Here is a 12,761-nt window from a genome sequence, read left to right on the forward strand (position 1 = left end):
CCTGTTAATTGATTGACTACATCGTTTTAGGATGGTGTTTTTTCGACAAACACCCTATTTTTTCGATGTTCGTGAATGTTTGGTTTGCGTGAGGGGGTGCAGCGGCATCCTTTGCGGCGCAGCCGCAAAGATAAAGCGGAACACCCGACGGCGGCCACAAGATTTCGATTGAACGGCAAAACGTCAACCGCCGGCACGCCCTAATAAAAATAGCAATAAAAAATACTAAATAGACTTAATCGCCATGATCTTTTCTTCGAACGTGTCCTTGAATTCCGACTTGCTTTTGATGCGGGTTTTGTAGGTGTAAATGGTGGCCACCGACAGCTCGAGGAAGTCGGCGATTTGGTTGCTGTCCTGTATGCCGAGGCGGTAGAGCGCAAAAATGCGCATCTCGGTGTTGAGCAGCTCGCCTTTTTTGATCGTGGCGTGGTGGTCTGGCGGAAACAGATTGTTGAAATCGGCGATAAAGCTCGGGAAAAGTTTAAGGAAGATGTCGTCGAACTGGTGGAACAGGTTTTCGCGTTCGGCCTTGACGTTGTAGCGGTTGAGGCTGGCGAGGATTTCGTCGTTCTTTTTGGCGATGACTTTTTGGATGGTGCTTTTTTGCATGTGGTCGATCTTGTTGATCAAATCGGACGTGGCCTTGATCGAGTAGGCGAGGTACTCTTCCTTGATCGCGTTGGCTTCGCTAAGGCTGCGGTTCATGGTTTGCAATTGGCCCACCGAATCGGACATGGCCTTACGCGAGGCGTTGCGTTCCTTGAGTTGTTTGAAGATGATGACCAAAAACAGCACGATGATGGCCGCCAGTATCGCGAGCAGGATGACGATTTTTTCGAGCTTGTCGTTTTTTTCGTTGACCTTGTTGAGTTGCGCTTTTTCGATGATCGGTAAAATCGACGAGATTTCGATCTTGCGGTGCCGCGCGTTGTAGAACGTGGCGTCGTCCATCGCGAGGTTGATGTAATGGTTGGCCTTATCGAGCTGCCCCATCTTGAACAGTTCGTTGGCCAGGTTCCTGAGCGCGACGGTTTCCTTGGTGGCGTTCTTGACATCGGCAATCGCGGCCATGGCGAGGTATTCGATGGCCTTGTCCTTGAAACCGCGCTCCGAGTAGATGTAGCCCAGGCTCGAGGTCGCAATGCCGTAAAAGTCGGGCGGCAGCTTGAAGTTGTTGATCCAATAGCTAAAGGCAAATTCGGCGCCTTTCCAGTCTTGCTGCTTAAGCCGTTTGAGGCTTTCGGTGGCCCAGTATTCGTTGGTGTTGGGGCCAATCAGCGCCAACGCTTTCTCGAGGTACAAATTTCCGGTGCGCACATAGTGGATGTTGTAGCGTTGGTCTTTGTTGTAATCGGCCAGGTCGTAGTAGGCGCGTGCCTTGACCGAATAGTATTCGAACGCCAGTTTGCCCGTGAGCGTTTTGGGGTCGATGCTGCTCAGCGTGTCGATGGCTTCCTTGAACAACCCCGACGACAAGAGCACAAATCCTTCCTTGATGCGTGCCCGTGACAGCAATTGCACATCTTTGGTGTCCCAGGCCTTGGTCTTGGCGCGTTCGAGATAGTAATAGGCCGAATCGTATTTGAACGATTTGTATTCGTCGAACAAAGCCATGTAGGTATGGTACAGGTTGCGGTCGTCCTTGCTGAGTGTAAACTGGTGTTCGCTGGTGTTCAGGCTTTTGATGCGCGCGTACTTCTGCCGCATGTAGATGTCCTTTTTTAATAGGATGCGGTCGAGCTCGCCCAGGATGGGCCGTTCCTTGGCCGAAATGGTCAACGCGGCGAGCAGCGCAATAAGCGATAATAATCGGGTCATGTTTCTTTTGGATACCCCAAAAACCATTTTGATTTTTTTAGGGGTTGGCTTTTGGATGGCTAAATATAGTCCAAAAATTTTCAATACGATAAAAATGCAATCGTTTGCGTCCAGAATTTGAAATTTTGGGTTCGATCCATTCCGATTGTGGCAACTCACGGTCAAATCTGCACCAAAATCAATCTCGACAGCGTCTTGATTTTTTGAAAACAGTTTCATTTACTAATAACAGTAAATCAGTTAGTTAAGTAAAAAAGTGGTAGATTTTCATCTTGATTTTTGTCCAACTTTTTTTTTAAGACTTTGTTAACTTCTAGCTTCGCCTTAACGTTTACGAAAACGATATAACTAACAAAAAATCCAAACGAAAACTTATGAAATGTAAATTAATCACGGCAACTGCGCTTTTGGCCTTGCTCACTTTCGGGTGTAACGAACCCGACGATGGCAGCTACACCGCGCCGATTTCGATTTATGAAAAAATCGATGGGCAATGGAACCTGGCCAGCGTTAAAATGGTCGACGAAGTGGCCAAGGCAAACGGGGTCGAACCCAACGAACAAAACCTGAGCGGTTTCTTTAATTATGAGGATTTCAAGATCCGATTCGATGTAGACGCGGCGGGGCAACCCACGAGCTACGAAGTGCTCGGCGATGTGCCGACGCTGTTTCCGGCCAACGGTTACTACCAATTGAGTTCGCCGTTCCAGCAACCCAGCGGTAGCGCGGTACGCATCCATTTGTTCAGCGATGCGCAAAAAACGCAAAAAACAGATGAACTAAGGCTAACGGCTGTTCCGGGCTCGGCGCAGGAGATGGAATTGCAGCTCGTGCGCACCTCAAGCGGGACGCCTTTTGTGTCGTATGTATTTAGATTAACCGCAAGCAACTAAACATGAAGAGATTTATACAAACCATCGTACTGGCGCTGTTGCTGTTGCCGAATTTGGCCAACGCACAGCAAGAAATGGGCCCTGTTGGCCCTACATGGTCGTTTCCGGTAGTCTACAATTACGACGAGGAAGTGACCTGGTATTTTGACCTTTCCACCACACAATTCGCCATGGGCGAGGACATCTATATCTGGATTTGGTCGCCCTCGGAGCCCGATGCGGGCAACTGGGAAAACTCATCGGATTTTGCCAAGCTGACCTACGTGAGCGGCATGACCTGGAAGTTTACGCTTACCCCAACACTTTATTTTTCGATGACACCCGAAGCGATTGCGGGCAGTGCAGGATTCTGGTTCCGTCTCAAGGACGATGCGGGCACCAAGCAATCCGACGTGGCCAACATCGCCTACACGCCGTTCAGTTCGTTCTATACGGCCAACGAACTCATCCGCGCTTATCCTACCGCGCCCTCGATCGACAAAGGGCTGAGCATTTTGTTCAACGCCAACCTGGCGCCTGGGTTCGAAGGCGCGACCAGCGTGCACATGCATTCGGGACTCAACAACTGGGATTTGCAAGTGCAGTATCAGTCTTGGATTCCAGAGGTCGTACTCAAAACCAAACTCAAGGAATTGGGTAACGGATTCTACAAAATGGACCTCGTGCCCAAGGAGTATTTTGCCGCACCCGATGGTTACATCATGCAAAACATGAACTTTTTGTTCGTCAAGGATGATTGGGCGTCTACCACTCCCGATCAGGTGCTCAACGCGGCCGAATACGTTCCGCCACCGCCGCCTGTATTTTCGTTCTTCCCGCAACAAATCTCGAAGCGTGATTTCTTGGGGATCATCCGTACCAACAACGAGCCGGGCATCATCAAGTTGCTTTACACCGTTACGGCCGGGGCTACGCAAATCACGGGTGAAATCAATGGTAGCATGACCGAAATCAAAGGGTTTGTGAATTTGCCGACGGCGTTGCAGAACGTCAACGCGACCGAAATCCACGTGCTCGTGAAGGACAATACCGACCGTACGATTTCAGACACGACCATCCCGCTCAAAACGCTCGACTAACTTAAAACCAAACCAATGAATCATACAAAAACAACAGCCCGCACCCCGTGGGCCCTCCAATCGCTTGCGCTGATTTTGACGTTGCTGCTTTCGGTTGGTTCGTTTGCACAAGACAAAAAGCTGCTCACCGGCGTCGTATCGGACAACGCGGGCGTGGCTTTGCCGGGTGCGACGATCTTAGAAACGGCGACCAAGAAATCGGTCGTTACCGACGAGAACGGAAAATACACCATCGAAGTCACCTCGGGCAATACGATTGAAATTTCGTTCATCGGCTTCGAAACACATATCGCCGTCGTCAATGCATCGACGCCATCTACATTGAACGTGAGCCTGAAGGAAAGCGCCACCATGCTCGATGCGGTCGAATTGGTTTCGGTCGGATACGGCAAAATGCGCAAATCCGATTTGACGGGTTCCATCTCGACGGTGCGCGGCGACGACCTCGTCAAAGGCGTCGTGGCATCTACCGAGCAGGCCTTGCAGGGTAAGGTAGCCGGTCTTTCGATCATTCAGGGAACAGGCGATCCGGCCAGCGGCGCGACCATGCGTTTGCGCGGCGGCACTTCGCTTACGGCCAACAACAGCCCGCTTGTGGTGGTAGACGGTGTAGCCGGTGTAGACATCAACATCGTACAGCCGCAAGACATCAAAAGTGTCGATGTCTTGAAGGATGCTTCGGCCACTGCGATTTACGGATCGCGCGGTGCCAACGGCGTCATCATCATCACGACCAAGGCGGGTACCAAGAGCAGTTCGGTAACTTACAGCGGCCTGACCGGGATCAGCGAGGCGGCCAACAACCTCGATTTGCTTTCGGCCAACCAGTGGCGCCAGTACGTTCGCGAGAACAACATTGCCGATGCGGTCGATTACGGCGGCAACACCGACTGGCAAAAAGAATTGCAACAACAAGGCTTTATGCAACAGCACAACCTCGGGCTCACTTCGGGCGGCGAGGAAAGCGGCTTGCGTGCTTCGCTTTCTTACTTGAAGAACGAAGGCGTCATCAAGACCACCGAGCTCGAACGTTTGTCTGGCAACATCAGTGGGTACCAGTATGCGCTGAACAAGGCGCTTAAGTTTGATGTGGGCTTGTTCGCCAACATCGACAAATGGCATCCGCTCGATTACCGCGTGTTTGAGCGTTCGTTCAATTTGAACCCGACAATCCCGGTGTACAACAACGACGGTAGTTTTACCGAAGTGGGCGGGACGCTTTACGAAAACCCGGTCGAGATATTGACCAACCGCCGTGTCGACAACGAACGCCACCGTTTGCTCGGGACGTTCAAGACAGAGGCCAAATTGTTCCGCGATTTGACGGCCATCGCCAACTTGTCGCTCGAACACAACGCCATGCAAGGCGCGACCTACAAGCCGACCTATGCGGTGCTCGAAGGCCGTACCGAAAATGGCTACGCCCAGCGTACCTACAGCGAGTACACGACCGCGCAGGCCGAGGTGTATTTGCAGTATGCGCGTGAATTTGGGAAACACAATGTAAACGTGATGGGCGGTTACTCCTACCTTGAAAACGTTTACGACGGATTCGGCGCGCAACGCAGCGGGTTCGAAACCGATTTGTTCAGCTACAACAACCTGGGTGCGGGCTCGAACTACCGTTTGGGCGACGTGTACTCGTACAAAGGAAAATCTAACCTGGTATCGATTTTTGGTCGTTTGAACTATGCTTTCGACAGCAGGTACATGCTCACCGCCACGGTACGTCGCGACGGTTCGAGCCGTTTTGGCGACAACAACAAATGGGGCGTGTTCCCATCGGCGGCTGTGGCCTGGACCATTTCGAACGAAAAATTCATGGATGCCACAGACAACTGGCTCACCAACCTCAAGTTCCGCGCGGGCATCGGGGTGACGGGCAACCAGGACGGCATCGGCGAATACAAATCGCTCTCGATTTTGGGCGTTGGCCGCGACAGTTATTACGATCCCGAAACCGGCATGTGGAGCTTGGCCTATGCGCCGATCCAAAACCCGAACGCCGATTTGAAATGGGAATCGACACGCCAAACCAACATCGGTATCGACTTTAGCTTGTGGAACCGCATCACGGGTACATTTGAATGGTACCAAAAGGAAACCAATGACTTGCTGTATACTTACCAGGTGCCGCAGCCACCATATTTGGTGGGCACGATGCTGGCCAACGTGGGCGATTTGAGCAACAAAGGCATCGAATTGTCGCTCAACGCCGACATCGTCAAGAACGAAAAGTTCACCTGGAATACCAATTTGGTTTTTGGCAAGAACAAGCAAAAGATCGAGCGTTTGTCCAACCAAACCTACCAGGCCGACGTGATCTACAGCGGTTCGTTGCACGGGCTTGCGGGTATGTCGAACCAATTCTCGCAGGTGATTGCCGAGCAATTTGCCGTGGGTACGTTCTGGGGTCGTGAATTTTACGGCTTTAACGAAGCGGGCGAGGAAATCCTTAGCGAAGACTACAAAGTCATCGGCGATGTGCAACCCGATTTCACGATGGGTGTGGGCATGAATTTCACCTACAAGAATTTTGACCTGGGCTGGACCGGCTACGGTATGTTCGGAAACGACGCACTCAACGCCACGGCCATGATGCTCAGCGACCCGAACCGCATGCCGTCGTACAACATCCCGGACGCTTACTACTACAACTACGGCACCACGGCCCCAACCTATTCAAGCCGTTGGATCGAGGACGCGTCGTTCTTCCGTTTGCAAACCGTAAGCTTGGGTTATACCATTCCGTTCAAGGAATCGAAATCGAAATTGCGCCTGTACGTGCTGGGCCAAAACCTGGCCGTAATCACGGGATACAATGGGGTAGATCCAGAGATTCCGCTCGTAAGCGGCGACGACCAGACGGGCTTGGCCAATCCGGGCATCGACCGTTTCAACAACTTTCCGAGACCAAGGACTTTCTCGGTGGGACTCAACTTTACCTTGGGCAACTAATTCAATCTAAAAATGAAGAAAATGAAATTCAGAATAACAGCAGCGTTCCTCGTGCTCTTCACGTTTTCGTGTACCAACCTCGACGAGGAACTTTACGACAAGGTAGCCGACGACAACTTCGGGACGACGCCAAACGAAATCCAGGCGCTCGTGGGCGGGGCCTATTCGTCTTTGCGCGGATTCCAGGACGGGATTTCGAACGCGTTCCCTACCAGTGAGTACGTGTTCTTTTTGAACGAGGTCGCCTCGGACGAAGCCACGATCCCGACCCGCGGTACCGACTGGTTCGACGGCGGGCGCTACCAAGAGGTGCAACGCCACCAGTGGACCCCCGAAAACGGCATGATCCTATCGGCGTGGCGCTATTGCTACACCGGCATCTCGAAGGTCAACGCGATCATTTACCAGATCAACAAATCGGGGCTTTCGGAAGAAGCCAAGCGCCCTATTTTTGCCGAGCTGCGTTCGATCCGTGCGTACTATTACTACCAATTGCTCGACATGTTTGGCAATGTGCCCATCGTGACCAATTTCGAAGACCAATCGTTGCCGGGCAACTCGACGCGTTTGGAAGTCTACAACTTTGTGGAGGCCGAATTGCTCGAATCGTTGCCGTACTTGCGTTCGGAAATCGCCTACTCTAAATTCACGAAGAATGTGGCCTATTCGATGCTCGCGCGTTTGTATTTGAACTCCGAGGCATTTATAGGGCAGGCACGTTGGCAGGATTGTATCGACATGTGTCAGCAGGTTACCGGCCACACATTGGCACCCGACTTCTTCGCGAATTTTGCGACCAACAACCAAACCAGCAACGAGATCATCTTCTCGATTCCTTATGACCAGAAAGCAGGTACGATTGGCAACTACATGTCGTCGATGAGCTGCCACTACATGCACCGTTTTACGATTTCGCCAACCGGAGACTATCCGTGGAGCGGCAACGGTATGGCGGCCCAGCCGGGTGTTTGGTCTAAATTCGCACCAGAGGACAAGCGCCGCAATTGTATGGTCGAAGGCGAGCAGATCAGCCTTGCTACCGGATCGGTCATCATCATGGACAGCGGCGAACCGCTCATTTATACCGAAGACATCGTCAACTTTACCGATGCCAAACAAAACGAAGGCGTTCGTTTGGGCAAATACGAGATGAAGGCCGGCGAACAATGGGAGCGCGACCACGATTTTGTGCTCATCCGCTATGCCGAGATCCTGATGATGCAGGCCGAGTGTTATGTGCGTTTGGGATCGCCTGATTTGGCGACACCGTTCATCCAGCAAATCACCGAGCGCGCGGGCACCGAAATGCCGACCACAATCGACCTGGCGTTCCTCAACGACGAACTGCTGCGCGAATTTGCGTTCGAGGCGCACAGAAGAACCGACAACATCCGTTTCGGGACGTTCTTCCAGCCGTGGTGGGAAAAAGGGGTCAGCGAGCCGTTCAAGGCGATCTATCCGATTCCGGCCACCGTGTTGGCGACGAATTTGAATTTGAACCAGAACCCGGGGTACCCGGCCAACTAAGTATTTAATGCCGGCTTCTAGTTAGTTTGAATTAGTTAGGGCCGGCATCTTTTTTATCATGATCAAGAACAAAATTTTAGCATCCGTGGGCATTGTGCTTGCCTTGTTGGGTTGCGGGGGAGACGACAACAGCGCGTATGTTCCCGTGGTCAATCCGCCTGCGGAGACCTTCACGCCGGTACCGGTTCAAAAGACCAACGGCATGAAGATTTACATGCACTACATGACGTGGTTCGAAACCAACCAGAGCAGCGACAACGGGCAGTGGGGCTACCATTGGACCATGGCCAACCGCAATCCGAACAATGTAGATCCCAACGGCAGAAGGGACATCGCCTCGCATTACTATCCGCTGATCGGTCCGTACCATTCAGGCGATAGGGACGTGATCGAAAACCATTTGCTTTTGATGAAATACGCGGGCGTCGACGGCTTGCTGATCGACTGGTACGGCACGTACAACGTCAACGATTACCGCATGATCAAGGAAAATGCGGAGCAACTCATTGCATTGCTCGACGACGTCGGACTCGAATACGCGATCGTGTATGAAGACCGCTTCCTGCAAAACATTGTCAACGCGGGACAGGCACCTACGGTTACGGGCGCGGCCAAAAACGACATGGCCTATCTGCAAAGCAATTGCTTTAACGACGCCAACTACATCCACATCAACAACCAACCGCTGCTGCTTAACTTTGGTCCTATTACGCTGCAAACGCCGGCCGAATGGACCTCGGTTTTCAGCAACCTCAATCCCAAGCCTACGTTCCTGACCTTGTGGAACGAATCGGGCGAAGCAGGGGCCAACGCGGCGGGCGAATATGCTTGGGTGTACCAGAACAATACGCACCTGGCGAACTTTTACAACAACAACATTGCGGCCCTGGACGTGGCTTTTGGCAGCGCTTATCCCGGCTTCAACGATTTTTATGCGCAGGGCGGCGGCGGTTCCTGGCTGGGTTGGACAATCGACCACAACAACGGCGCTACGCTCGACGAAACACTAACCATGACGCAAAATGCGGGGCTCGACTACGTGCAGCTCATCACCTGGAACGACTTTGGCGAGGGCACGATGCTCGAGCCAACTGTAGAGTTCGGGTACAATTATGTAGAAAAAATTCGAACGTTTGCGGGCGTTCAGGTGGGTAATGTCTTTACCGATATCGGCAGGCTTTATACGCTGCGCAAACAACACCAAGCGAATGCCGCGGTACAGGCCAAACTCGACAAGGCCTTTGGCTATTTTGTGTCGATGCAACCCGATCTGGCCGTACAAACGCTCAACGAAATTTAAGCCCAACCCATGGGCAATGCCCAAAACCTAAAATAAATACCGTGATTAAATCCATCTTATACCCTGTTTGTATGGCGCTTGTTTTGGCGACGTCATCATGCAGTTCACAAAAAAAATATACGTTGGCTTCGCCGAGCCGCAACCACCAACTCGTTTTTGATTTGACGGCATCGGGCCAACCGCAGTACCAATTTGCCACCAACGGCAAGACGGTCATCGCGCCGTCGTTGTTGGGTTTCGAGTTCCAGGAGATCCAAAAGATGACCGAGAATTTCAAGGTCATCGGTACCGAAAACAAAACGGTCGACTACACTTGGGACCAACCGTGGGGCGAATTCAAAAAGGTGCGCGACCGCCACAACGAACTCATCGTACACCTACAGGAAAAATCGGGCGACAAGCGTTTGGTTGATCTTGTTTTCCGTCTGTTCGACGACGGGCTCGGGTTCCGTTATTCGTTCCCGAAACAACCCAAATTGGGCAAGGTCAAGATTTCGAACGAGGTGACGCAATTTACCTTTACGCAAGACCACGACGTTTGGTCGATACCCGTACACCGCGACAACAGCTATTATGAGAGCACCTACAAAAAGTCGCGCATGAGCCAGACCGATACGATCAACACACCGGCCACGTTCGAGACCAAGGACCAACTTTTTGTGGCGGTGCACGAGGCCAATTTGACCGATTTTGCATCGATGACGTTGCTCAAGACCGATGGGAACCGCTACAAAAGCGACCTCGTTCCATGGGCCGATGGCGTAAAGGTGTATGCCGAGACGCCGTTTGTAACCCCGTGGCGTACGGTTGTCGTAGGTACGAAACCGGGCGATTTGGTCACATCGACGCTCATGCTCAACCTCAATGAACCGTCCAAGATCGACGATACTTCGTGGATCGAAACCTCTAAATACGCGGGCATCTGGTGGGGCATGCACCTCGAACAGTACACCTGGGGACAGGGTCCGAAGCATGGCGCGACCACGGCCAATACAAAACGGTACATCGATTTTGCGGCCAATCACGATCTCGACGGCATCCTCGTAGAAGGATGGAACTTCGGATGGGACGGCGATTGGACCGCCGACGGTTCGGTGTTCAGTTTCACCAAGGCCTATCCCGATTTCGATCTCGAAGAAGTGACCAAGTACGCGGCGATGAAAAACGTGCGGCTTATTGGGCACCACGAAACCGCGGGCGCTACCCAAAATTATGAGCGCCAGCTCGAGGACGCCTACAAGTTGTACAACCGACTCGGTGTCAATGCCGTCAAGACGGGATATGTCAACAAATACCTCGACAAAAAAGAGTGGCACGACAGCCAATACGGTGTGCGCCATTACCGAAAGGTTATCGAGACCGCGGCCAAATACCACATCATGATCGACAACCACGAGCCCGTTAAAGGCACCGGGTTGCAGCGCACCTGGCCCAATTTGATGACGCAGGAAGGCGGTCGCGGGCAGGAATACAACGCCTGGTCTACCGATGGCGGCAACACGCCCGAACACCTCACGACGCTGCCGTTTACGCGTATGTTGTCGGGGCCGTTCGATTATACGCCGGGCAATTTCGGGTTCGACTACAAGCTGCCGCAAGGCGCCAAGGTGCAAACCACGTTGGCCAACCAGCTCGCGCTGTACGTGATCATCCACAGCCCGTTGCAAATGGCGTCGGATTTGCCCGAGAATTACATCGGCAAGCCCGAATTCAAGTTCATACAGGACGTGCCATGCAAGTGGTCTGAAACGCATCCGCTCGATGCCAAGATCGGCGAGTACGTAGCCATTGCCCGTAAGGACTGGGACGGAAAGAATTGGTATTTGGGCGCGATCACCAACCGCGATGCGCGTACCCTCAAAGTCGATTTGTCGTTCCTTGAACCAGGCAAGAAATACACGGCAGAACTCTATACCGACGGACCCGGTGCCGACTACCAGACCAATCCGTATCCGGTTACGATCGCCAAACAAACCGTCGACCACAAAACCGTGTTGGATTTACCGCTCGCCCCGGCCGGCGGCGCTGCGATCAAATTCTCGCGCATCGACTAGTACCGACCAATTGGGTTAATGTTTGAAGTTTGGAACGGGGTGTATGCCCCGTTTTTTTATGCGGTAGGACGTGCCGATCCGAGCACCTCGCCAACGCGGGAAATCCATTGTTCCAAAGGCGTGTCGTTGGTGTTCACGCCAAAGCTGCCACGTCCGTAAGGCGCATATTTGTTGATGTTGGTCACCCAAAACAAACCCACGGTAGGCGCGCCCGACGATGCCGAAAGGTGTACGATGCCGCTGTCGGCCCCAATGAACACATCGACTTGCGATAAAAACGACGCCATTTCGCGGACATCTTTGCTGTAAAAAGACGGCGCGGCAAAATCGATCTGCGATTCGTTGTGCATGGGCAGGATCTCGACGATGTTGCAATCGGGGAATTGTTCTTTGAGCTTTGCATAACAGTTGGCCCACCAGTCCTTGGGGTAACATTTGTTGCCCGTGGCGAACGTAAAGATGCAGATGGTTTTGCGCGAATTCCCGGTCAGGTTTTGCAGCAGTTCTTTGCCGTGCGCATATTCGGCATCGCTGAGTTTGAGGTCGAGCGGCGGTATGGGGTTGTTGTTCTTGGGCAATCCGAGTTGTTCGAGATAATGCCGCAAATGATAAATGGGCGACTTGGCGATGTGCACCGCATCGGGGTAAACGCTGGCCTCGAGTTCGGTTTCGCCAAGCGACTTGAAGCGCGCGTGGGTCAGTAGCGTCGATAGTCTTCCCGACGACGAATTGCTTTCGACATTGATGGCCAGATCATAGTTTTTCTTGCGCAACGAAAACCACTTTCCAAAGTAAGTAGGCAGGTGGCTGAATGGTCTTTTGGGCAGCATCAGTATGCGATCGACACAGTCATAGCCTTCAAAAACAAGGGGTGCTACGCCGCCGCGTACAAACAAGTCGATCTTGGCATTTGGGAAAGTCGATTGGATTTCCTGGATCAATGGCGTAATGAGCAACAAGTTGCCAAGTCGGTCGTTGGGCCTGCAAATGAGCACGTTTTTGATCGTCGAGGGATCTTCTAACACGCCATCGGTACGCGATTGGCCCACGTTGCGCATCAAGCCTTGCATGATGCGTCGGCGGACGAGGTTGATTTTGATGAATTTTGCCATTTTATCGTCGGTCAAAA

Annotated in this window: 8 protein-coding genes; 6 read left to right on the forward strand and 2 right to left on the reverse strand. The window is 52.4% G+C overall.

Annotation, left to right across the window (positions count from 1 at the left end; genetic code table 11):
- Positions 1–225: 225 nt before the first annotated feature.
- A complete protein-coding gene (locus tag BLP55_RS04430) occupies positions 226–1,821 on the reverse strand; it encodes a DUF6377 domain-containing protein (RefSeq protein ID WP_091141330.1) in 1,596 nt (531 codons plus the stop codon).
- 374 nt (positions 1,822–2,195) lie between these two features.
- Here BLP55_RS04430 and BLP55_RS04435 point away from each other — a divergent pair, with 374 nt between their 5' ends.
- The 6 genes from BLP55_RS04435 (at position 2,196) to BLP55_RS04460 (ending at position 11,632) form a co-directional block, all read left to right on the forward strand.
- Positions 2,196–2,714: a DUF5004 domain-containing protein gene (locus BLP55_RS04435; RefSeq protein WP_091141130.1), complete on the forward strand. Its 519-nt coding sequence runs from the start codon at positions 2,196–2,198 to the stop codon at positions 2,712–2,714.
- A 2-nt stretch (positions 2,715–2,716) separates the two neighbouring features.
- A complete protein-coding gene (locus BLP55_RS04440) occupies positions 2,717–3,793 on the forward strand; it encodes a hypothetical protein (RefSeq protein WP_091141131.1) in 1,077 nt (358 codons plus the stop codon).
- Positions 3,794–3,808: 15 nt separating this feature from the next.
- Positions 3,809–6,751, forward strand: a complete 2,943-nt coding sequence (locus BLP55_RS04445) for a SusC/RagA family TonB-linked outer membrane protein (RefSeq protein WP_091141132.1) — start codon at positions 3,809–3,811, stop codon at positions 6,749–6,751.
- A 21-nt stretch (positions 6,752–6,772) separates the two neighbouring features.
- Positions 6,773–8,278 carry a RagB/SusD family nutrient uptake outer membrane protein gene (locus BLP55_RS04450; RefSeq protein ID WP_091141331.1) on the forward strand — a complete coding sequence of 502 codons (1,506 nt, stop codon included), beginning with the start codon at positions 6,773–6,775 and terminating at the stop codon, positions 8,276–8,278.
- A gap of 58 nt (positions 8,279–8,336) precedes the next feature.
- On the forward strand, positions 8,337–9,578 hold the full coding sequence (locus BLP55_RS04455; RefSeq protein ID WP_091141133.1) for a glycoside hydrolase family 99 protein: 1,242 nt from the start codon (positions 8,337–8,339) through the stop codon (positions 9,576–9,578).
- A 71-nt stretch (positions 9,579–9,649) separates the two neighbouring features.
- On the forward strand, positions 9,650–11,632 hold the full coding sequence (locus tag BLP55_RS04460) for a glycoside hydrolase family 97 protein (RefSeq protein ID WP_091141134.1): 1,983 nt from the start codon (positions 9,650–9,652) through the stop codon (positions 11,630–11,632).
- A gap of 56 nt (positions 11,633–11,688) precedes the next feature.
- On the opposite strand, the gene BLP55_RS04465 is transcribed toward BLP55_RS04460, so the two are convergent.
- Positions 11,689–12,744 (reverse strand): glycosyltransferase family 9 protein, encoded by a 1,056-nt coding sequence (locus BLP55_RS04465; RefSeq protein WP_091141332.1) that lies wholly within the window; start codon positions 12,742–12,744, stop codon positions 11,689–11,691.
- Between the last annotated feature and the right edge of the window lie 17 nt (positions 12,745–12,761).

The organism is Flavobacterium caeni (genome assembly GCF_900101895.1).
Lineage (GTDB): Bacteria > Bacteroidota > Bacteroidia > Flavobacteriales > Flavobacteriaceae > Flavobacterium > Flavobacterium caeni.

What these genes read in the sequence shown, in the direction of transcription:
- BLP55_RS04460 (WP_091141134.1), top strand. Translation starts at nt 9,650, where the DNA reads ATGGCGCTTGTTTTGGCGACGTCATCATGCAGTTCACAAAAAAAATAT.
- BLP55_RS04440 (WP_091141131.1), top strand. Translation starts at nt 2,717, where the DNA reads ATGAAGAGATTTATACAAACCATCGTACTGGCGCTGTTGCTGTTGCCG.
- BLP55_RS04450 (WP_091141331.1), top strand. Translation starts at nt 6,773, where the DNA reads ATGAAATTCAGAATAACAGCAGCGTTCCTCGTGCTCTTCACGTTTTCG.
- BLP55_RS04430 (WP_091141330.1), bottom strand. Translation starts at nt 1,821, where the DNA reads ATGACCCGATTATTATCGCTTATTGCGCTGCTCGCCGCGTTGACCATT.
- BLP55_RS04455 (WP_091141133.1), top strand. Translation starts at nt 8,337, where the DNA reads ATGATCAAGAACAAAATTTTAGCATCCGTGGGCATTGTGCTTGCCTTG.
- BLP55_RS04465 (WP_091141332.1), bottom strand. Translation starts at nt 12,744, where the DNA reads ATGGCAAAATTCATCAAAATCAACCTCGTCCGCCGACGCATCATGCAA.
- BLP55_RS04445 (WP_091141132.1), top strand. Translation starts at nt 3,809, where the DNA reads ATGAATCATACAAAAACAACAGCCCGCACCCCGTGGGCCCTCCAATCG.
- BLP55_RS04435 (WP_091141130.1), top strand. Translation starts at nt 2,196, where the DNA reads ATGAAATGTAAATTAATCACGGCAACTGCGCTTTTGGCCTTGCTCACT.